Below are 20013 nucleotides of genomic sequence, written 5' to 3'. Positions count from 1 at the left end.
ATGGACACTCGCATCGAAACCTCTTCGCTCGCCGGCACTGCGCCGGACACCATCGCCATCTCCAACGTCAATCTCTCATTGGGCACGGGTGCGGCACGCGTTCACATCCTCAAGGATATCAGCCTGCGTGTGGGCCGCAGCGAAACGATCGGCCTGATCGGCCCGTCAGGCTCGGGCAAATCCACGCTGCTGATGGTGATGGCGGGGCTGGAGCGTCCTGATAGCGGAGAGGTGGTGGTCAATGGTACGCCTTTCAATGCCCTCGACGAGGACGCGCTGGCCCGCTTCCGCGGCCGCCAGGTCGGCATCGTCTTCCAATCCTTCCATCTGATCCCGACCATGACGGCGCTGGAGAACGTTGCGGTGCCGCTCGAGCTCGCCGGCAATCCGGACGCCGCCAGGCGCGCGGCGCAGGAGCTGCAATCGGTCGGGCTCGGCGATCGATTGCATCATTATCCGACGCAGCTTTCCGGCGGCGAGCAGCAGCGCGTTGCGCTCGCGCGCGCGCTGGCGCCCGATCCCGCCATCCTCGTCGCCGACGAGCCGACCGGCAATCTGGATGAGGCCACCGGACAGCAGATCGTCGATCTCCTGTTCAGCAAGCATGCCGAGCGTGGCATGACGCTGGTGCTGGTCACGCACGATTCCTCGCTCGCGCACCGCTGCGATCGCGTGATCCGCCTGCGCTCCGGGCGCATCGACACCCAGACTGCGCCGGCATGAGCACGGCTGCCGAACCGTTGGCGAGGCCTAATGGCATCGCGCTCTCGCTGCGCTACGCACTGCGCGAATTGCGCGGCGGCCTGCGCGGCTTCTACGTCTTCATCGCCTGCATCGCGCTCGGCGTGATGGCGATCGCCGGCGTCGGCTCGGTCTCGGCGAGCCTCTCCGACGGTCTTGCCCGCGAAGGCCGCACCCTGCTCGGCGGCGACGTTTCGTTCGTGCTGTTCCAGCGCGAGGCCAAGCCGGAAGAAGTCGCCTTCCTGCGCTCGCGCGGCACCGTGTCGACCGCCGCGACCTTGCGCGGCATGGCGCGCTCGACGGACGGCAAGCTGGCGCTGGTCGAGATGAAGGCGGTCGACGACAGCTATCCGATGCTCGGCCAGCTGAAACTTGCGCCGCCGCTGCCGATGTCCGAGCTGCTGGCGATGCGCGACGGCGCGTTCGGCGCTGCCGCCGATCCGACGCTGCTGGCGCGGCTGTCGCTCAAGACCGGCGACCGCGTCACCATCGGCTCGGCGACGTTCGAGATCCGCAGCACCGTCGAGGCCGAACCGGACAAGCTCGCCGGCGGCATCGGCTTCGGCCCGCGCTTCCTGATCAGCGAGGCGGGCCTGCACGCCACCGGCCTGATCCAGCCGGGCAGCCTGGTTCGCTGGGTCTACCGGGTGAAGCTACCTGACGCCGCCAACAACGAACGCGCCACCGAGACTTTCATCACCGATGCGCGCAATGCCGCGCCGCAGGCCGGCTGGGAGATCCGCAGCCGCTCCAACGCCTCGCCGCAGCTCGAGCGCAACATCAATCGTTTCACCCAATTCCTAACGCTGGTCGGGCTCGCCGCGCTGCTGGTCGGCGGCGTCGGGGTTGCCAATGCCGTGAAGAGTCATATCGACCGGAAGCTCGAGGTGATCGCGGCCTTCAAAGCCGTCGGCGCCACGGGCCGCGACGTGTTCGGCATCTATCTCGCGCAGGTGATCCTGCTCGCTGCGATCGGCTCGGCGATCGGCCTTGCGCTCGGCGCCGCGATGCCCTTCGCCATCGTCGGCCTGTTCGGCAAGCTGTTGCCGCTGCCGGTCGTGCCGGCCGTGCATGCCGACGAGCTCGCGTTGTCCTTCATCTATGGCCTGCTCACCGCGCTGGCCTTCGGCCTCTGGCCGCTCGGCCGCGTCCACGACGTGCCCGTGGCCGCGCTGTTCCGCGACACCATCAGCTCCGAATGGCACCGGCCGCGCCTGGGTTACCTCGTGTTTATGGGCGTTGTGATCGTCCTGCTCGTTGCCGTCGTGATCGGTCTCTCATTCGACAAGCGCATCGCCGCGGTGTTCGTGGCGTCCTCCATCGTCGTGTTCGCCCTGCTGCGCGGCATCGCCGCCCTGCTGATGGCCATCGCTGCGCGGCTGCCGCGAACGCAGCTGCCGATGCTGCGGCTCGCCATCGCCAACATCCACCGGCCGGGCGCGCTGACGCCGTCCGTCGTGCTGTCGCTGGGGCTAGGGCTCGCCGTGCTTGTCACCATCACCCAGATCGACGGCAATCTGCGTCGGCAGTTTCTGGCCGCGCTCCCCGATCAGGCGCCATCGTTCTTCTTCATCGACATCCCGAGTGCGCAAGCCGAGCAGTTCGACGGTTATCTGCGCCAGATCGCTCCCGGCGCCAAGGTCGAGGACGTGCCGATGCTGCGCGGCCGCATCGTCGGCGCGCGCGGGTTGCGCGCCGAGGAGCTCAAGCCCTCCACCGATTCCGAATGGGTGCTGCAGAGTGACCGTGGCCTGACCTACACCGGCGAGCTGCCGAAGGGTTCCAAGGTGGTCGAGGGCGAATGGTGGAGCGCCGACTATTCCGGCCCGCCGCTGGTCTCGATGGAAAAGAAGATTGCTGACGGTCTCGGCCTCAAGCTTGGCGACGAGGTCGTGGTCAACGTGCTCGGCCGCGACATCCCGGCTAAAATCGGCAATCTGCGCACCATCGACTGGCAGGGCCTCGGTATCAACTTCGTCCTTGTGTTCTCGCCCAACGCCTTCAAGGGCGCGCCGCATACCCATATCGCAACGTTGACCGAAGCCGGCAGCAATGCTGCGGGTGACGGCCAGATCATCAAGCAGGTGGCGGATGCCTATCCGATGGTGACCAGCGTGCGCGTGCGCGAGGTGATGGAGACGGTCGGCTCGGTGGTGACCAACCTGGCGCTGGCGATCCGCGGCGCCAGCGCCGTGACCCTGATCTCGGCGATCCTGGTGCTCGGCGGGGCGCTCGCCGCTGGTCATCGCCACCGGGTCTATGATGCGGTGATCCTGAAGACGCTGGGCGCGACGCGGCTGCGGCTGCTCGGCGCCTATGCCCTCGAATACCTCCTGATCGGGCTCGCCACCGCCTTGTTCGGCGTGATCGCCGGCAGCATCGCGGCCTGGATGATCGTGACGCGGCTGATGACGCTGAGTTTCGTCTGGCAGGCCGGCAGCGCGGCCGGCGTGGTCGCGGCCGCGCTCGTCGTCACGGTCGGGCTCGGGCTCGCCGGCACGTTGCTGGCATTGAACAAAAAGCCCGCGACGGTGTTGCGGAATTTGTGACAAAAGGTAGCGGCTGACCGCGCGGGAGCGGAATCGCACGATTCCTGCGGTTAACCACGTCCTCCCGTCAGGATTGTGGCCGAGGGCGACATTCGGCCGCGCGTGGACGGTTGCAGTGAATGTGTTAGTTTCCCACATATCGAGTGGGTTCGGAGCCCCGATTGTGAGCCAGAATTTAGTCGGCTGGCATCGGTATCCGAGATAGAACTGACGAACCGGCGGCATGGCGACCCTCGTGCCGGACCGGACCAACCAACGGGAATTCGACCATGTCGGACCTAGACCGTAACTACGCTTCTCCTTTCGGCAGGGCCGCCGGGCGTGTTGACGCCGCGACGGTCGATGCCGGCCTGCGCGCCTATATGCTGCGCATCTACAATTACATGAGCATTGGCCTGGCCATCACGGGCCTGGCGGCGCTCGGCGTCTACATGGCCGCCGTGACGGACGTCCCGACGCCGGAAGCCGTCCGCGTCGGCAAGCTGTTCCTGACGCCGTTCGGCTACGCGATGTTCGTGAGCCCCCTGAAGTGGCTGTTCATGCTGGCGCCGCTCGCGATGGTGTTCGTGATCTCGGCGGGCATCAACCGTCTGGCACCCTCGACCGCCCAGATCCTGTTCTGGGTATTCTCGGCGCTGATGGGCATCTCGCTGTCGTCGATCTTCCTGGTGTTCACGCACACCTCGATCGTGCGGGTGTTCTTCATCACCGCAGCCACCTTCGGTGCGCTGAGCCTCTACGGCTACACCACCAAGCGTGACCTGACTGGCATGGGCTCGTTCCTGTTCATGGGCCTGATCGGCATCGTCATCGCGAGCCTGGTCAACCTGTTCCTGGCGAGCTCGATGCTGCAGTTCATCGTGTCGGTGGTCGGCGTGCTGGTGTTTGCGGGCCTCACCGCCTGGGATACCCAGCGGCTGAAGAACGACTACATCTACGGCTACGCGTCGGCCGGCGGTGACATCGCAGAGCGTGCGGCCATCACCGGCGCGTTGTCGCTGTACCTGAACTTCATCAACCTGTTCACGCTGCTGTTGCAGCTCCTTGGCCAGCGCGATTAAGCGATAGGCTGAGAGAACGACATCAGCCCCGGCCGAAAGGCCGGGGTTTTTGTTTGGGGCAGATGTCGTCACATACCCGGTGTCATCGCCCGCCACCGGGTCTCGCCTTCGGCGAGCCCGATGACAGGCTCCGGCGGGCGATCCAGTATTCCAGAGGCGTCCGTGATAAGCCGAGGGGCCGCGGCGTACTGGATGCCCCGCCCCCGTGCGCAATTGCGCACTAGGCGAGGCATGACAGCGGAGAAGATCGAGGCTGCTGCGCCTGCAATGACGGCTGGGAAGCAGCCCTGCCCTCTTCCAGCGGCCGCGGGAAGGCTCTAATCTTGCCGCCATGTCCACACCCGAAATCAGGCCCGCGCTCGAGGCCGATCTTCCCGCCATCACCGCCATTTACCAGCAGGCCGTCCGCGAGGGCACCGCGACGTTCGAGCTGGAGCCGCCCGATCTTGCCGAGATGACGCGCCGCTATCGCGCGCTGATCGACGGCGGCTATCCCTATTTCGTCGCGATCCTTGATCGTCGCGTCGCCGGCTATGTCTATGCCGGTGCCTACCGGCCGCGGCCGGCCTACCGCTTCACGGTGGAGAATTCGATCTATCTCGATCCCTCGTTCCACCGCCGCGGTGTCGGCTCTCTGCTGCTGGAGCGGCTGATCACCGAATGCGAGGCGCGCGGCTTCCGGCAGATGATCGCGGTGATCGGCGATTCCGCCAATGCCGGCTCGATCGGCGTTCACGCCAAGAGCGGCTTCAAGATGATCGGCACGCATCCCAATGTCGGGCTGAAATTCGGCCGCTGGCTCGATACGGTGATGATGCAGCGCGCCCTCGGCGAGGGTGCAAGCACGTTGCCGGGGAAGTAGGCGCGTTGCGCCCACCCGACGCCGCCTACACCACCGCCAGCTTGCGATCGATCACCAGCAGCACGCGCTCGAGCTCGTGACCGCGGCGCAGGATCAGGCCGGTCGCCGAGATCACGCTGTACATGCCCTGCTTGCGCGCGAGCCGCGGGTCCTTCTCGATGCGATAGATCGGCACTTCCGAGGCGCGGCGATAGACCGAGAACACGGCGCGGTCCTTCAGGAAGTCGATGGCGTAGTCGCGCCACTCGCCGTCGGCGACCATGCGGCCATAGAGATTGAGGATCCGGTGCAGTTCGAGGCGGTTGAACGTCACCCGGTTCGGCTGCGTCGTTGCAGCGGCGGGGCGCGCCGCCGCGCGCTGCTCGCTCGGATCGGCATCCTCCGACATCAGACTCATGGGAAGCGCCTCCTGATCGCGCGGCATGACCCGCATCCCCGAAGACCGTCCCGGGAACTGCGCTCATGACAATTGCATGATCGCGCCAACCGTACCGCGCCGCAAGGGGCTCCCTTGCTCAACCAATGGAATCGGTTGCGGATCCGAACACACGCAGCGGTGGAACTCTGTCGCGGCAAACCGTCACGGCATCGTTAGCAGGAATCATAGTATCGCCGCTTTTCCGCCTAGCGACTGCCGCCCTGCATTGCGAAAAGACTTACGTGCGTTGACCCGGTCCTTCGGTTCCGGATTCCTCAGCCCCCAGCCCCCCGGGGTCGACAGGATCGGGTCTGTACGCACGGCAAGGAGGGCCAACGCAAGTTGGTCCTTTTTTGTTTGGGTCGGGATGTTCCCGGTCCTGCGAACTTGTCTCTGATCCGCACCTGTCTCTCCTCATCCTGAGGGCCGCGCTCTTGCGCGGCGTCTCGAAGGATGGAGGCCCCATTGCATCAGCGGGGGGCCCCTTTCATGGTTCGAGACGCGCGCAAGGGCGCGCTCCTCACCATGAGGATTGAAAGCAGAGTACGACGCCAAAGAATCAGTGCAGCGACGTGTACGCCGCGCCCAGCATCGGGCCCGGCTTCTCTCGGCTGCCATCCTGGACGTAGACCACGGCGCCGTCGACGCCATCGCGCGTGAGATTCTCGATCGGCACCGTCCAGCTTTCCGGACGGCCAGTCCAGTCGCCAACCTTCAGCAGGTTGCGCACCACGTTGTGATAGGTGACCTGCTGTCCGCGATTTTCGCCGCGGGTGATCGTGATCGGCACCGACTTGGCGATCGAGCAGATCCAGACCTCGCCATGCGAGACCGTGGGCTCGTTGCTCCCGGCCACCGAGACGTTGATCTGCTTGCCCGCAAGCGACATTGTCACCGGCACGCTCATCACCCCCGTGCCCTTGTCGGTCTTGCCGATTGCATTCTCGATGCCGGTGCGATCGCTGCCGATGACATGGGTCGAGCCATTGACGACGACCTGCGGCGTGTAGACCTCGCGGTCGCCGCGCACGCGCGAGTAAGCACGCTGCCGTGCAGAGAAGCGTGAATCCGCCAGCGTGTCTTTCCAGCCGAGATAGTCCCAATAGTCGATCGGCATGCTCAACGCGATGACCGAGGGATCCTTGGAGAGATCGCCGATGATCTTGTCGGCGGGCGGACAGGACGAGCAGCCCTGCGAGGTAAACAATTCGACAACGGCGCGGGGATCAGCCTCGGCGGGGCGGATGACGGCGACGATCGCACAGATGCCGAGAGCACCCGACCAGAGGGCACTGGACCAACGTGAAACCGGATGAGAAGCCGTCATTGTTGTCATGTCGAACGCCGCACACCATTGCTTGTGAGAGGGAATCTTATCGCCTGATGGTCACCGTAGTCTTACGGGGCGCGGCACATTCGTCCTTCCAGGCAACCGTCCAGGAGGAGGTTTCCACCGGCCGGGCTCATCCGAAACGTGCCGCAAACGCGCGAAGGCGGCCTTTTGATAGGCCGCCTTCGTTCAGGCTTCTACTCACTTCGCAGTGAGCCATCGTTCACAAATCCGCGCTTACGCCGCGAGCTTGCGCAGCACGTAGTGCAGAATGCCGCCGTTGCGGTAGTAGTCGAGCTCGTCCAGCGTATCGATGCGGCAAAGCAGCGAAACGCGCTGCAATGAACCGTCGCCGGAGACGATCTCCGCGGTCAGCTTCTGGCGCGGCTTGAGGTCGCCGACGAGGCCGCGCAGCGTGACCTTCTCGTCGCCCTTGAGACCCAGCGACTGCCACGAGGTGCCCTCCTCGAAGGTCAGCGGCAGCACGCCCATGCCGACCAGGTTCGAGCGGTGGATGCGCTCGAAGCTCTGGCAAATCACGGCGCGAACGCCGAGCAGGCGCGTGCCCTTTGCGGCCCAGTCGCGCGAGGAGCCGTTGCCATATTCGGCGCCGGCGAACACCACCAGCGGCACCTTCTCTTCCTGGTACTTCATCGCGGCGTCGTAGATCGACATCTGCTCGCCGTCGGGCCAGTGCTTGGTCAGACCGCCTTCCGGAATGTTGCCGTCGGCGCCTTTCAGCATGAAGTTCTTGATGCGGATGTTGGCGAAGGTGCCGCGCATCATCACTTCGTGGTTGCCGCGGCGCGTGCCGTACTGGTTGAAGTCGGCAGGGCGCACCTGGTGCTCGCTGAGATATTTGCCCGCGGGCGAGGTGAGCTTGATCGAGCCGGCCGGCGAGATGTGGTCGGTGGTGATCTTGTCGCCGAACATGGCGAGGATGCGCGCCTCGACGATGTCGGTGACCGGCTCCGGCTCCTTCTTCATGCCGTCGAAGTATGGCGGGTTCTGCACATAGGTCGAGCTCATGTTCCAGCGATAGGTCTCGCTCTCGACCGTCTTGATCTTGCGCCAGTTGGTGTCGCCCTTGAACACGTCGGCATACTTCTTCTTGAAGATCGACGCGGTCACGAACTTCTTCATGAAGGCGTTGATTTCTTTCGTCGTCGGCCAGATGTCCTTCAGATACACCGGCTTGCCGTCCTTGCCTTCGCCGAGCGGCTCGGTGGCGAGGTTCTTGGTCACGCTGCCCGCGAGCGCGTAGGCGACGACCAGCGGCGGCGAAGCCAGGTAGTTCGCCTGCACGTCCGGCGAGACGCGGCCCTCGAAATTGCGGTTGCCGGAGAGCACGGCGGCCGCGACGATGCCGTTGTCGTTGATCGACTTCGAGATCTCCTCCGGCAGCGGACCGGAATTGCCGATGCAGGTTGTGCAGCCGAAGCCGACCAGGTTGAAGCCGACCTTGTCGAGGTCAGCCTGAAGGCCGGAATTGGCGAGATATTCCGCGACCACCTGGCTGCCCGGGGCAAGCGAGGTCTTCACCCACGGCTTCGCCTTGAGGCCCTTCGCTGCCGCATTGCGTGCGAGCAGGCCGGCCCCGATCAGGACGCTCGGATTCGAGGTGTTGGTGCACGAGGTGATCGCGGCGATCACGACGTCGCCATGGCTGAGATCGAAGTTCTTGCCTTCGACGGGGAAGCGCTTCGCAGGCTCCTCGGCCTTCTTGTACTCGCTGCTGAGCGCGAGCGAAAAGCCTTCCGCGACCGTGGGCAGTGCAATGCGGCCTTCGGGGCGCTTCGGGCCGGCCAGCGACGGCACGACGTCGCCGAGGTCGAGCGTCAGCGTTTCCGTGAACACCGGGTCGGGCGACTTGGCGGTGCGGAAGAGCCCTTGCGCCTTCGCATAGGCCTGCACCAGCGCAACGCGCGCCGAGGCCCGGCCGGAGGTCTTGAGATAGTCGAGCGCGGCGGCGTCGACCGGGAAGAAGCCGCAGGTCGCGCCATACTCAGGGGCCATGTTAGCGATGGTCGCCTTGTCGGCGACGGAGAGATGGTCGAGACCGGGGCCGAAGAACTCGACGAACTTGCCGACGACGCCGAGCTTGCGCAGCATCTGCGTCACGGTCAGCACGAGGTCGGTCGCGGTGACGCCCTCCTTCAGCGCGCCCTTCAGCTTGAAGCCGACGACGTTGGGCAGCAGCATCGACAGCGGCTGGCCGAGCATGCAGGCTTCCGCCTCGATGCCGCCGACGCCCCAGCCGAGCACGGCCAGGCCGTTGACCATGGTGGTGTGGGAATCGGTGCCGACCAGCGAGTCGGGATAAGCGACCTCGAAGGTGCCGGTCTTCTTGCCGACCGTCATCTTTTCCTTCTTGGTCCAGACCGTCTGGGCCAGATATTCGAGATTGACCTGGTGGCAGATGCCGGTGCCGGGCGGCACGACGGAGAAGTTCGAGAACGCCTTCTGGCCCCACTTCAGGAACTCATAGCGCTCCTGATTCTGCTTGTATTCCTCGGTGACGTTCTTGCCGAAAGCCTTGTTGTCGCCGAAGAAGTTCACGATCACGGAATGGTCGATGACGAGATCGACAGGGACCAGCGGATTGATCTTCTCCGGCTCGCCGCCGAGCTTCTGCATCGCGTTGCGCATCGCGGCGAGGTCGACGACCGCGGGCACGCCGGTGAAGTCCTGCATCAGGACGCGCGCCGGGCGGAATGCGATCTCATGCTCCAGCGACTTCTTGCGCAGCCATTTCGAGACGGCGACGATGTCTTCTTTCTTGACCGAGCGGCCGTCCTCGTTGCGCAGCAGGTTCTCGAGCAGGACCTTCATCGAATAGGGAAGTTTCGAAACTCCCTTCAGACCATTCTTCTCGGCCGTGGGCAGGCTGTAATAGACATAGGTCTTGGCGCCGACCTTGAGGGTCTTTTTGCATTTGAAGCTGTCGAGCGAGGTCATGTAGGAATCCCAATTGCTAGTTATACCCGGCAGGGTATTTTGACACCGTCAGCGTATCAGGCTGGGCCGCTTGCAGGGGCAGGTTGAGTTGCTGCATCAAGTAGTTCCGGGCTTATAGAAGCTTTCTAACCGCGCCGCCACAGCCACAATCGTGCCGCAGCAATTCGCGAGCCAAAAATTCCCATGCGCTACCCCAAGATTTCCTGAGGCCCGGCTTTGAGCGGGTTGAAACGAAGCGAGATGCGGCTTTCCGGCAGCGGGCTCAGATGCGTGCGGGGCGGACGCGAGGTGTTCGCCAGCCTCGATTTTGCGGCCGGCTCGGGCGAAGCCCTGGCGGTCGTCGGCCGCAACGGATCGGGCAAGACTTCGCTGCTGCGGCTGATCGCCGGCCTGCTCATTCCGGCCGGCGGGACGATCGCGCTGGACGGGGGCGATGGCGAGCTGACGCTGCCGGAGCAGTGCCATTATCTCGGCCATCGCGATGCACTGAAGCCGGCGCTGAGTGTGAAGGAAAATCTGGCATTCTGGGCTGATTTTCTCGGCGGCGAGCGCTGCGATGCCGCCGAGAGCCTCACCAAGGTCGGCCTCGACCACGCCACCCACCTGCCGGCCGCCTTCCTCTCCGCGGGCCAGCGCCGCCGGTTGTCATTGGCCCGGCTGCTGACGGTGCGCCGCCCGGTCTGGCTGCTGGACGAGCCGACCACGGCGCTGGATGCCGGCGGCCAGAACATGTTTTCCGGATTGATGCGAGAGCACTTGGCAAGCGGCGGCCTCATCGTCGCCGCCACCCACGCCCCGCTGGGGATCGACTCGCGCGAGCTGCGGATCGGGGGTATGGCGTGATCGGACCCGACCCTCAGCTTTCCGAGCGGCTGGGCACGGCTCTCTCCATTCCCTCCCCCCTTGTGGGGGAGGGTCAGGGAGGGGGGTGCCACACGGCGCGGCCTTTCGGTTCTAGAGTTGAAGTGGCGAGCGCTCTGTTGCCCGCAGTTCGCTTCCGACGAGGATCCCGCCCGGGGCTACCCCCCTCCCCAGCCCTCCCCCACAAGGGGGGAGGGAGCGCAGTTTGCCCGTGGCGCCAGCCGGGCATGCATGGGCGCGGCCTCGAAGGAAGCCCCCCATGACCGCCCTTGCCGCGCTCATCCGCCGGGACATCCGGATCGCGCTTCGCGTCGGCGGCGGGGCATTGATTGGCGTGCTGTTCTTCCTCACCGTGGTGGTGCTGATGCCGTTCGCGGTGGGCCCGGATCTGGCGCTGCTGTCGCGGCTCGGGCCGGCCATCCTGTGGCTCGGTGCGCTACTGGCGAGCCTGCTCACGCTGGACCGGCTGTTCATGGCCGATCATGAGGACGGCTCGCTCGACCTGATCACGATGAGCCGGACGCCGCTGGAACTGGCCTGCGCTGCGAAAGCGCTGGCGCACTGGCTGGCCGCCGGCCTGCCGCTGATTGTCGCAACCCCGGTGCTCGGCCTCCTGCTCAACCTCGACATGGTCGCAACCGGCGCGGTGGCGCTGACGCTGTTTGCAGGCACCCCGGCGCTCACCTTCACCGGCATGATCGGCGCGGCGCTGGCGGTGACGCTGCATCGCGGCGGGCTTCTGATGGCCGTGCTGGTGCTGCCGCTGTCGATTCCGGTGCTGATTTTCGGGGTCGCGGCCTCGCAGGCGGTGATCGTCGGTCCCATGACGTTCGGCGCGCCGTTCTCGATCCTCTGCGCACTGTCGCTGGTCAGCCTCGTCATCGGCCCTTTCGCGGCGGCGGCGAGCCTGCGGCATGGACTCGACTGAGATGGGCTCGCCAGACCTTGACCCGGATCAACTCTCGCGACGCACTTTCGTGCTGATTGCCTGAGCGCTCCCGGATCATTATCACAATAACCATGACGCTGATCGACCTCGCCAATCCCACGCGGTTCCTCGCGCTAACAGCGCGCCTGCTGCCGTGGCTTGCGGCTGCAACCGTCATCCTGCTTACCATCGGCCTGTACCAATCAGCGATTGCGCCTGACGATTATCAGCAGGGCGCGACGGTGAAGATCATGTTCATCCACGTGCCCAATGCCTGGCTCTCGATGTTCGTGTGGGGCGTCATGAGCATCGCCTCGCTGGGCACGTTGGTATGGCGGCATCCGCTCGCCGATGTCGCCGCCAAAGCGGCAGCGCCGATCGGCGCCGCCTTCACCTTCCTCGCACTGCTCACGGGCTCGCTGTGGGGGCGGCCGATGTGGGGCACCTATTGGGAATGGGACGCGCGGCTGACATCGGTGCTGATCCTGTTCCTGATGTATCTCGGCCTGATGGCGCTGTGGCGCGCGGTCGACGATCCCTCGCGCGCGGCACGCGCCGCGGCGGTGCTGACGCTGGTCGGCGCCATCAACTTGCCCATCATCAAGTTTTCCGTCGACTGGTGGAACACGCTGCATCAGCCGGCCTCGGTGATGCGCATCGGCGGCTCGGCACTCGACAAATCGTTCCTGATCCCGCTGCTGGTGATGGCGATCGCCTTCACGCTGCTGTTCGTCACGTTGCACTTAGCTGCGATGCGCAACGAGATCCTGCGCCGCCGTGTCCGCTCCCTGCAGATGGTGCAGGCGAGCCGCGTCGCGTTTTCGAGCGAGTTAAGCGCCGGTTCGCGTGAAGAAAACGCGTCAAAAGAAGCTGGGGCTGCGTGATGATAACGCTCGGTCCTTACGCGTCGTTCATCGTGATGTCCTATGCCGCAGCGGCCCTCGTGGTCATGATCCTGATCGGCTGGGTGATGCTCGACTACCGCAGTCAGACCGCGCGCCTGCGCGAGCTCGATCGCAGCGGCGTGACCCGCCGCTCCGGCCGCAGCGCGACGGACAGATCATGAGCGATCCGTCGAGCCAGGCGACGCCGCAGCGTCGCACCTTCCTAATGGTGCTGCCGCTGATCGCCTTCATCGCGCTGGCCCTGCTGTTCTGGTTTCGGCTCGGCAGCGGCGATCCCTCGCGGATTCCGTCCGCGTTGATCGGGCGGCCTGCGCCGCAAACGCTGCTGCCGCCGCTCGAAGGATTGCAGGCTGACAATGCGCCGGTGCCAGGGCTCGATCCCGCCGCGTTCAAGGGCAAGGTCAGTCTCGTCAACGTCTGGGCGTCCTGGTGCGTGCCCTGCCATGACGAGGCGCCGCTGCTGACCGAGCTCGCCAAGGACAAGCGCTTCCAGCTCGTCGGCATCAACTACAAGGATGCGGCCGACAATGCGCGGCGCTTCCTCGGGCGTTACGGCAATCCGTTCGGCCGCGTCGGCGTGGACGCCAACGGCCGCGCCTCGATCGAATGGGGCGTCTATGGCGTGCCGGAGACCTTCGTCGTCGGGCCCGAGGGCACCATCGTCTACAAGCTGGTGGGACCGATCACGCCGGACAATCTGCGCACCGTGTTATTGCCGCAGCTGGAGAAGGCGTTGAAGGCGGGGGGAAGCTAGCTCCGCTCTCGCGACACACGCAACTGTCATCGCCCGACTCGATCGGGCGATCCAGTATTCCAGAGACGTCAGCAGTATACGAAGAGGCCGCGGCATGCTGGAGTCCCCGCCTTCGCGGGGAATGACAGCGGTATGTGGGGCGACGCTTCGCCCTAGCCCTTGCTCACATCTCCGGCCTCGGCCTCGCTCGCTTCCAGCGACGCCGGCGCGAGGTGATAGCGCTTGGTCAGCGGCAACTGGGCGACCGCGAAGATCATGGTCAGCGTCGTCACGCCGAAGACCTTGAAGTTCACCCAGAAGTCCGTGCTCTGCGTGCGCCAGATGACCTCGTTCAGCACCGCCATGCCGGCAAAGAACAGCGCCCAGCGCAGCGTGAGGATGCGCCAGCCGTGCGGCGTCAGATTGAACACCTGATCGAACATCACGGCGATAAAGGAGCGGCCGAACAGCAGGCCGCCGCCGAGGATCGCGGCGAACAGGCCGTAGATGATGGTCGGCTTGACCTTGATGAAGGTCTCATCGTGTAGCACCAGGGTCAGCGTGCCGAACACCAGCACGATCACGGCCGTCACGATCGCCATGATCGGAATGTGCCGCGTCACCATATAGGACGCGGCCATCGCCGCCACGATTGCCACCATGAAGGCACCGGTCGCGGCGAACAGGTTGAACCTGGCATTGACGAAGAAGAACACGAGCAGCGGACCGAGCTCGGTCGCAAGCTTGAACAACGGATGCGGCTGGGTCTTGTCCATTCTCAACTTTCGATTCCGGCGATCGCGCGGGCGAAATCGCGCGCGGTGAAGGGCGCGAGATCGTCGACGCCCTCGCCGACGCCGATGAAATGCACCGGCAGTTTGAATTTTTCCGCCAGCGCCACCAGGATGCCGCCGCGCGCGGTGCCGTCGAGCTTGGTCATCACGAGGCCGGTGACCCCGGCGGTGCGGTGAAAGGCCTCGACCTGCGACAGCGCGTTCTGGCCGACGGTGGCATCCAGCACCAGCAGCACCGCATGCGGCGCGGTGGCATCCACCTTGCGGATGACGCGCACGACCTTCTCGAGCTCGTTCATCAGTTCGGCCTTGTTCTGAAGCCGACCCGCGGTGTCGATCAGGAGGATGTCGGCGCTCTGCTCCTTTGCTGCCGTCAGCGCGCTGAAGGCAAGGCTCGCCGAATCCGAGCCTTGCGCGCCGGCGATGACCGGCGTCCTTGTGCGCTCGCCCCAGACCTTGAGCTGCTCGATCGCCGCCGCGCGAAAGGTGTCGCCGGCAGCCAGCATCACCTTGCGGCCTTCGGAGGCGAATTTTTGCGACAGCTTGCCGATGGTGGTGGTCTTGCCGGAGCCGTTGACGCCGACCACGAGGATGACGAACGGCTTCTTGCCCGCATCGATCTCGAGCGGCTTCGCCACCGGCGCGAGCACCTTCTCGACCTCGGTGGCGACCACGTCCTTGACCTCGTCCGCCGAGATCGCCTTGTCGTAGCGCCCCGTACCGACGGCATCCGCGATCCGCACTGCGACTTGCGTGCCGAGATCGGCGCGCAGCAGCACGTCCTCGATGTCGTCGAGCATGGCGCGATCGAGCTTGCGCTTGGTGACGAGATCGGCGACCGCGGTCCCGAGCGAGGACGAGGTGCGCTTCAGCCCGTCGGACAGGCGGCGCCACCAGCTCAGCTTGGGGGTCTCGGAGGTATCGTTCATGGTGGGGGTGTGTTAGCCGTTCCGACGATTAAACGAAAGTCTTGCAATTGCTCGATGTTCCCGAATTGACCGCAGATGAGATTTTGGCCCGCGTGCTCCATCGCGACGGCTTGATGCTGGTCATCGACAAGCCGGCCGGCCTGCCGGTGCATCGCGGCCCCAAGGGCGGGGCGAACCTCGAAGCCTCCTTCGACGCGCTGCGCTTCGGTCTGCCGCGGCCGCCGGTGCTGGCTCACCGGCTCGACAAGGACACCTCCGGCTGTCTCGTGCTCGGCCGCCATCGCAAAGCCACCGCCTCGCTCGGCCTGCTGTTCAAGCACGGCAAGATCGGCAAGACCTACTGGACAGTGGTCGAGGGCGGCCCTGATGAAGATGAAGGCACCATCGACATGCCGCTCGGCCGCCTCAATGCTGAGCGCGGCTGGTGGCAGAAGCCGGATCCCGAAGGGCAGAAGGCGATCACCAATTGGAAGGTAATGGGCCGGGGCGCGGGCCTCGCTTGGCTCGCCATGGAACCGGTGACCGGCCGGACCCACCAATTGCGGGTGCATTCGGCCGCGACCGGCTGGCCGATCGTCGGCGATAACATTTACGGCAACGGCCCGCGCTTCGGCGAGCCGCGCCTGCACCTGCATTCCCGTGAGATCGTGGTGCCGATCTCCCGGAACAAGGAGCCGATCCGCGTCGTGGCGCCGGCCCCGCCCCACATGCACGAGCGCCTCCGCGCCTGCGGGTGGCATGGGGACTAGCCCGGCAGCCAGCCCCTCATGGTGAGGAGGCGCGTCAGCGCCGCCTCGAACCATGAAAGGCCCGTGCTGTTGCAGTTGAGCCTCGATCCTTCGAGACGCCCGCTTTGCGGGCTCCTCAGGATGAGGGGCAACAAGCCCATGGTTTACGAAACGTTCAGCGCTCGCCTCTAATGATAGCGGTTGCTTAGAACAAGCTTCTGTAACCGCTCAGGACGAGCAGCGCGTGATGTCCAAGGCCGAGCTATCGATCATCGACGAGGTCGAATCCGCGATACGGATGGGCTCGCCGGAAAAGGGGCTGGAGACGGCCCGGCGCGTCACGGACCTGTTCCTGTCTTCCGCCGGCAGCTTTGACGACGAGCAGATCGCGCTGTTTGACGACGTGCTCGAGCGCCTGATCGGCACCATCGAGCTGCGCGCCGTCGCCGACATCGGCGCCCGAATTGCGCTCGCGGAGATCAGCGCGCAGCTCGCTCCGATCGCGCAGGCGCCGCCATCCGTGATCCGCCGCCTCGCCAGCAATGACGAGATCCGTATCGCCGGACCCGTGCTCCAGGAATCCGCGCGCCTCGACGATGGCGAGCTGGTGAAGATCGCATCATCCAAGGGCGAGCCGCATCTGCTCGCGGTCGCCGGCCGCTGGTGGCTGAGGGAGATCGTCACCGATGCGCTGCTGGCGCGGCGCTATCCCAGCGTCAGCCGGCGGCTCGCCGCCAATCCCGGCGCCCGCGTCTCCGGCAGCGGATTTGCCATCATCGTCGGACAGGCCGAAAGCGATCCGGAGCTCGCGGTCAGCGTCGGCGTCCGCGTCGATTTGCCGTCGGAGCTGCGCCGCCGATTGCTGCGTTCGGCAACGGATGCGGTGCGCACCCGCCTGTTGTCGCGCGCCCCACCGCATCTGTTCGAGGAAATCCAGAGCGCAATTGCCGCCGTCACCGTCGGCGTCGAGCGCGAGATGTCTGGCGTTCGCGATTTCGAAGGCGCCAAGCGGGCCATCGCAAATCTCAAGACGATCGGCCAGCTCAACGAAGCGACGCTACTCGGCTTCGCCACGCAGCGGCGCTATGAGGAGACCGTCGCCGCCCTGGCGGCGCTGTCCGGATCGACCGTCGAGGTGATTCGCCCGCTGATGCAGAGCCTGCGCGACGATGGCCTGCTCGTGCCGTGCAAGGCCGCGCAGCTCAGCTGGGACGCCACCGCTGCCGTGCTCGAAAGCCGTTTTGCGACCGGCGCGATGAAGCCGGCTGATCTCGCGCGCTCGCAGGGCGATTTTGCGAGAATGACGACGGAGAATGCGCGGCGCACGCTCCGGTTCTGGCAGGTGCGGGCCCTGTAGGGCACACCGTGTACCACCGGCGGTGTCATCACCCGTGAAAGCGGGTGATCCAGTATTCCAGAGACGGTCGTGAGATACGGAGAAGCCGCGGCGTACTGGGTCGCCCGGTCAAGCCGGGCGACGACAGCGAGCTATGTTGTCAGACGCTCGCCATCACTTCCGGCAATCATACGCGGCACGACGCTGCCCACACGTTCGCCCGCAATCGCCACCGGCAGATAATGCTCCGTGCGTCCCTGGCCTTCGCTCTCGATCAGCACCTCGCGCGCGGCGCCGATCTCGGCTTGCAGTCGCTGCCGCAATGCCGCCGCACCGGCTGCACGCAGCCGCTTCGCACGTTCCTTGATCGCGCCGCCCGCAACCTGCGGCATTCGCGCGGCCGGCGTGCCGGGGCGTGGCGAGTAGGGAAAGACGTGCAGGAACGTCAAACCACATTCCTCGACGAGATCGAGCGACCGCGAGAACATGTCCTCGGTCTCGGTCGGGAAGCCCGCGATGATGTCGGCGCCAAAAATGACGTCCGGGCGCAGGCGGCGCACCTGGTCGCAGAACGCGATCGCATCCTGGCGCGAATGCCGCCGCTTCATGCGCTTCAAGATCAGGTCGTCGCCGGATTGCAGCGACAGGTGCAGATGCGGCATCAGTCGCGCATTGTCGGCGATGGCATCGAGCAGATCGTCATCTGCCTCGATCGAATCGATCGAGGAGATGCGCAGGCGCCTCAAGTCCGGCACGTGCCGCAAAATCTGCTTGGTCAGCATGCCAAGCTTGGGCGCGCCCGGCAGGTCGGCGCCGTAGCTGGTGAGGTCGACGCCGGTCAGTACGATCTCGCCGTGACCGCGCTCCACCAGCGCCCGCACCTGATCGACCACAGCGCCCATCGGAACCGAGCGCGAGTTGCCGCGGCCGAACGGGATGATGCAGAAGGTGCAGCGATGGTCGCAGCCGTTCTGCACCTGCACGAAGACGCGCGGCAGGCCGGCGGCAAAGCCGTCGATCAGATGCGGCGCCATCGCCTTCACTGCCATGATGTCGCTGACGGCAATCTTCTCGCTGGCACCGATGTCGAATGCATCGCGCGCATCGCGCCATGCGGACGAGCGCATCTTGTCGTCATTGCCGACGACGCGATCGACCTCGGCCATGTCGGCGAACATCGCGCTTTGCGTTTGCGCGGCGCAGCCGGTGACCACGATACGCGCACCGGGCCGCTCGCGCTTCAATTTGCGGATCGACTGGCGCGCCTGCGCCACCGCCTCGTTGGTGACGGCGCAGCTGTTGACGACGATGGTGTCGGAGAGGCCGGCACCTTCCGCCTCGCGGCGGATCACCTCGGCCTCGAAGGCGTTGAGGCGGCAACCGAAGGTGACGACGTCGACGGCCATCAGCCGACCGGCGCGAACAGCGCCGGATCGAAATTGCCTTCATATTCGAAGGTCGCGGTGCCCGTCATCAGCACATGGTCGTCGCGCTCGCGCCATTCGATGGCGAGCTTGCCGCCGGGCAATGTGATCTCGACATTGCGATTGGCGCGCTTCAGCCGCGCCGCGGCGACAGCCGCGGCGCAGGCTGCCGAACCGCAGGCCTTGGTGAGGCCGGCGCCGCGCTCCCAGGTGCGAATCGTGATGTGGTCGCGATCGACGATGTGGGCAAGCGTAATATTGGCGCGCTCGGGGAAGATCGGATGGTTTTCGAGCAGAGGACCAAACCGCTCGAGATCATAGGCGCTGACCTCCTCGACCCAGAAGACCGCGTGCGGATTGCCCATGTTCACCACCGAGGGCGAATGCAGGATCGGATTGTCGATCGGCCCGATCTGCAATTCGATGTAGCGGGTGTCGCGAAACTCTTCCGCCAGCGGAATGTCCTGCCAGCCGAACTTCGGCGCGCCCATGTCGACGGTATAGAGGTCGGGCGTCGGGCCCTGCCAGCAATTGAGCAGGCCCGCAGCCGTCTCGAACGTCGCCGTGGTCTGTCCGCTCTTCTCGAAAATGCGGCGCACGACGCAGCGCATGCCGTTGCCACAGGCACCGGCTTCGGAGCCGTCATTGTTGTAGATGCGGATAAAGGCCTCAGTGCCGTCCAGCCGCGGCTTCTGCAGCACCATGAGCTGGTCGTAAGCCACGCCGCCATTTGCGGACGCCACCGCCCGCGCGTCGTCCGGCGTGACCTTTGCTGTGGAATCGCGCATGTCGACAACGACGATCTCGTTGCCGATGCCGTTCATCTTGGCGAATGCGTGGTTGGCCAGCGCGCTCATGAAAATTCCCGAATTTCGCCCGTCTTATATGGCGATCCTTGCCGGCTTGGCCAGCGGTTTACTGCGGAGCGCCCGGGCCGCGGCCCGCGACGCCGCCCATGACGCATCTGTCATGGGACGAATTCGGCGCCCGCGTGTTAGAACGGCGGCATTCGCGCGAACCGGGAGGCGCGGCCGGGCGCAAAACGGGATTTAGGCCTTGGTGGCAAGGTCTTGGAGCCCAAGGTCTTGGTGCCCAAGTTCTTGGGGAGAATAGAATGATTAGGTTTCGTCGTCTCGCTCTGGCCGCGCTGATCCCGGCGGCCATGTCGCTTGGTCTGTCCGCCGCTCGGGCACAAAGTCCGAGCCCGGCGCCCGCCGCGTCAGTAAGCCCCTCACCGGCCCCGTCGGCCTCGCCGGCGCCTGCCGCGAGTGCTTCGCCTGCGCCGATGGCAACGCCCGCGCCGGCGGCGAGCGCCTCACCCGCCCCTGCTGCGACGCCCTCGCCCGCAGCCAGCGCCTCACCCAGCCCGGCCGCGCCCCCGCCCGCGGCCGGGCTGGGTGAGGCGCTGGCTGCGGGCGAGGGCGTCGCAGCAGGGGCGGGTGAGGCGCTCGCCGCC

General features: G+C 65.6%; 18 protein-coding genes and 1 pseudogene. 12 read left to right on the top strand and 7 right to left on the bottom strand.

The annotated features are described in order from the left end of the window. The 4 genes from IVA78_RS28965 (at position 1) to IVA78_RS28950 (ending at position 5213) form a co-directional block, all read left to right on the top strand. Positions 1–723 (top strand): ABC transporter ATP-binding protein, encoded by a 723-nt coding sequence (locus IVA78_RS28965; RefSeq protein WP_247281248.1) that lies wholly within the window; start codon positions 1–3, stop codon positions 721–723. Then, positions 720–3290, top strand: a complete 2571-nt coding sequence (locus IVA78_RS28960) for an FtsX-like permease family protein (RefSeq protein ID WP_247468947.1) — start codon at positions 720–722, stop codon at positions 3288–3290. Before IVA78_RS28965 ends, IVA78_RS28960 begins: the two co-directional genes overlap by 4 nt. A 269-nt stretch (positions 3291–3559) precedes the next feature. Next, positions 3560–4351: a Bax inhibitor-1/YccA family protein gene (locus IVA78_RS28955; protein ID WP_247281250.1), complete on the top strand. Its 792-nt coding sequence runs from the start codon at positions 3560–3562 to the stop codon at positions 4349–4351. 331 nt (positions 4352–4682) lie between these two features. Continuing rightward, positions 4683–5213, top strand: coding sequence for a GNAT family N-acetyltransferase (locus IVA78_RS28950; RefSeq protein ID WP_247468946.1), 531 nt, complete (start codon positions 4683–4685; stop codon positions 5211–5213). Between the two features lie 25 nt (positions 5214–5238). On the opposite strand, the gene IVA78_RS28945 is transcribed toward IVA78_RS28950, so the two are convergent. The 3 genes from IVA78_RS28945 to acnA all read right to left on the bottom strand — a co-directional run bounded on the left by IVA78_RS28945 (position 5239) and on the right by acnA (position 9919). After that, positions 5239–5610: a DUF2794 domain-containing protein gene (locus IVA78_RS28945; RefSeq protein ID WP_247468945.1), complete on the bottom strand. Its 372-nt coding sequence runs from the start codon at positions 5608–5610 to the stop codon at positions 5239–5241. 580 nt (positions 5611–6190) lie between these two features. Then, positions 6191–6967, bottom strand: coding sequence for a DUF1223 domain-containing protein (locus tag IVA78_RS28940; RefSeq protein ID WP_247281253.1), 777 nt, complete (start codon positions 6965–6967; stop codon positions 6191–6193). A gap of 231 nt (positions 6968–7198) precedes the next feature. Beyond that, complete coding sequence (gene acnA / locus IVA78_RS28935; RefSeq protein ID WP_247468944.1) at positions 7199–9919, bottom strand: aconitate hydratase AcnA; 2721 nt, start codon at positions 9917–9919, stop codon at positions 7199–7201. A 240-nt stretch (positions 9920–10159) separates the two neighbouring features. Here acnA and ccmA point away from each other — a divergent pair, with 240 nt between their 5' ends. The 5 genes from ccmA (at position 10160) to IVA78_RS28910 (ending at position 13367) form a co-directional block, all read left to right on the top strand. Further along, positions 10160–10762 (top strand): heme ABC exporter ATP-binding protein CcmA, encoded by a 603-nt coding sequence (ccmA, locus tag IVA78_RS28930; protein ID WP_247468942.1) that lies wholly within the window; start codon positions 10160–10162, stop codon positions 10760–10762. Between the two features lie 277 nt (positions 10763–11039). Beyond that, on the top strand, positions 11040–11708 hold the full coding sequence (gene ccmB, locus IVA78_RS28925) for a heme exporter protein CcmB (protein WP_247468940.1): 669 nt from the start codon (positions 11040–11042) through the stop codon (positions 11706–11708). 92 nt (positions 11709–11800) lie between these two features. Continuing rightward, on the top strand, positions 11801–12592 hold the full coding sequence (locus tag IVA78_RS28920; protein WP_247468938.1) for a heme ABC transporter permease: 792 nt from the start codon (positions 11801–11803) through the stop codon (positions 12590–12592). Then, the gene (gene ccmD / locus IVA78_RS28915) at positions 12589–12774 is read left to right on the top strand and encodes a heme exporter protein CcmD (protein WP_247468936.1); all 186 of its coding nucleotides are present in this window, start codon (positions 12589–12591) and stop codon (positions 12772–12774) included. Before IVA78_RS28920 ends, ccmD begins: the two co-directional genes overlap by 4 nt. Continuing rightward, the gene (locus IVA78_RS28910) at positions 12771–13367 is read left to right on the top strand and encodes a DsbE family thiol:disulfide interchange protein (protein WP_247468934.1); all 597 of its coding nucleotides are present in this window, start codon (positions 12771–12773) and stop codon (positions 13365–13367) included. Before ccmD ends, IVA78_RS28910 begins: the two co-directional genes overlap by 4 nt. Positions 13368–13519: 152 nt before the next feature. On the opposite strand, the gene IVA78_RS28905 is transcribed toward IVA78_RS28910, so the two are convergent. Together IVA78_RS28905 and ftsY are read right to left on the bottom strand one after the other, a co-directional pair. Next, positions 13520–14122, bottom strand: coding sequence for a septation protein A (locus tag IVA78_RS28905; RefSeq protein WP_247468932.1), 603 nt, complete (start codon positions 14120–14122; stop codon positions 13520–13522). Between the two features lie 2 nt (positions 14123–14124). Next, on the bottom strand, positions 14125–15069 hold the full coding sequence (ftsY, locus tag IVA78_RS28900) for a signal recognition particle-docking protein FtsY (RefSeq protein ID WP_247468930.1): 945 nt from the start codon (positions 15067–15069) through the stop codon (positions 14125–14127). 47 nt (positions 15070–15116) lie between these two features. Here ftsY and IVA78_RS28895 point away from each other — a divergent pair, with 47 nt between their 5' ends. Together IVA78_RS28895 and IVA78_RS28890 are read left to right on the top strand one after the other, a co-directional pair. Further along, positions 15117–15818 (top strand): RNA pseudouridine synthase, encoded by a 702-nt coding sequence (locus IVA78_RS28895; protein WP_247469006.1) that lies wholly within the window; start codon positions 15117–15119, stop codon positions 15816–15818. 226 nt (positions 15819–16044) lie between these two features. Then, complete coding sequence (locus tag IVA78_RS28890; RefSeq protein ID WP_247468928.1) at positions 16045–17154, top strand: DUF2336 domain-containing protein; 1110 nt, start codon at positions 16045–16047, stop codon at positions 17152–17154. Positions 17155–17285: 131 nt separating this feature from the next. Here IVA78_RS28890 and mtaB read toward each other — a convergent pair whose 3' ends face one another. Further along, positions 17286–18539: a tRNA (N(6)-L-threonylcarbamoyladenosine(37)-C(2))-methylthiotransferase MtaB gene (gene mtaB / locus IVA78_RS28885; RefSeq protein ID WP_247468926.1), complete on the bottom strand. Its 1254-nt coding sequence runs from the start codon at positions 18537–18539 to the stop codon at positions 17286–17288. Continuing rightward, complete coding sequence (dapF, locus tag IVA78_RS28880; RefSeq protein ID WP_247281264.1) at positions 18539–19414, bottom strand: diaminopimelate epimerase; 876 nt, start codon at positions 19412–19414, stop codon at positions 18539–18541. Before dapF ends, mtaB begins: the two co-directional genes overlap by 1 nt. 257 nt (positions 19415–19671) lie before the next feature. On the opposite strand from dapF, the pseudogene IVA78_RS28875 reads away from it, so the two are divergent. Then, positions 19672–20013: pseudogene (locus tag IVA78_RS28875) on the top strand (hypothetical protein); the annotation flags it as partial.

Origin of the sequence: Bradyrhizobium sp. 137, from assembly GCF_023074095.1 — a bacterium.
Classification (GTDB): Bacteria; Pseudomonadota; Alphaproteobacteria; order Rhizobiales; family Xanthobacteraceae; genus Bradyrhizobium.
This window is presented reverse-complemented; position numbering and strand designations above follow the sequence as displayed.

What these genes read in the sequence shown, in the direction of transcription:
- IVA78_RS28965 (WP_247281248.1), top strand. Translation starts at nt 1, where the DNA reads ATGGACACTCGCATCGAAACCTCTTCGCTCGCCGGCACTGCGCCGGAC.
- IVA78_RS28960 (WP_247468947.1), top strand. Translation starts at nt 720, where the DNA reads ATGAGCACGGCTGCCGAACCGTTGGCGAGGCCTAATGGCATCGCGCTC.
- IVA78_RS28955 (WP_247281250.1), top strand. Translation starts at nt 3,560, where the DNA reads ATGTCGGACCTAGACCGTAACTACGCTTCTCCTTTCGGCAGGGCCGCC.
- IVA78_RS28950 (WP_247468946.1), top strand. Translation starts at nt 4,683, where the DNA reads ATGTCCACACCCGAAATCAGGCCCGCGCTCGAGGCCGATCTTCCCGCC.
- IVA78_RS28945 (WP_247468945.1), bottom strand. Translation starts at nt 5,610, where the DNA reads ATGAGTCTGATGTCGGAGGATGCCGATCCGAGCGAGCAGCGCGCGGCG.
- IVA78_RS28940 (WP_247281253.1), bottom strand. Translation starts at nt 6,967, where the DNA reads ATGACAACAATGACGGCTTCTCATCCGGTTTCACGTTGGTCCAGTGCC.
- acnA (WP_247468944.1), bottom strand. Translation starts at nt 9,919, where the DNA reads ATGACCTCGCTCGACAGCTTCAAATGCAAAAAGACCCTCAAGGTCGGC.
- ccmA (WP_247468942.1), top strand. Translation starts at nt 10,160, where the DNA reads ATGCGGCTTTCCGGCAGCGGGCTCAGATGCGTGCGGGGCGGACGCGAG.
- ccmB (WP_247468940.1), top strand. Translation starts at nt 11,040, where the DNA reads ATGACCGCCCTTGCCGCGCTCATCCGCCGGGACATCCGGATCGCGCTT.
- IVA78_RS28920 (WP_247468938.1), top strand. Translation starts at nt 11,801, where the DNA reads ATGACGCTGATCGACCTCGCCAATCCCACGCGGTTCCTCGCGCTAACA.
- IVA78_RS28910 (WP_247468934.1), top strand. Translation starts at nt 12,771, where the DNA reads ATGAGCGATCCGTCGAGCCAGGCGACGCCGCAGCGTCGCACCTTCCTA.
- IVA78_RS28905 (WP_247468932.1), bottom strand. Translation starts at nt 14,122, where the DNA reads ATGGACAAGACCCAGCCGCATCCGTTGTTCAAGCTTGCGACCGAGCTC.
- ftsY (WP_247468930.1), bottom strand. Translation starts at nt 15,069, where the DNA reads ATGAACGATACCTCCGAGACCCCCAAGCTGAGCTGGTGGCGCCGCCTG.
- IVA78_RS28890 (WP_247468928.1), top strand. Translation starts at nt 16,045, where the DNA reads ATGTCCAAGGCCGAGCTATCGATCATCGACGAGGTCGAATCCGCGATA.
- mtaB (WP_247468926.1), bottom strand. Translation starts at nt 18,539, where the DNA reads ATGGCCGTCGACGTCGTCACCTTCGGTTGCCGCCTCAACGCCTTCGAG.
- dapF (WP_247281264.1), bottom strand. Translation starts at nt 19,414, where the DNA reads ATGAGCGCGCTGGCCAACCACGCATTCGCCAAGATGAACGGCATCGGC.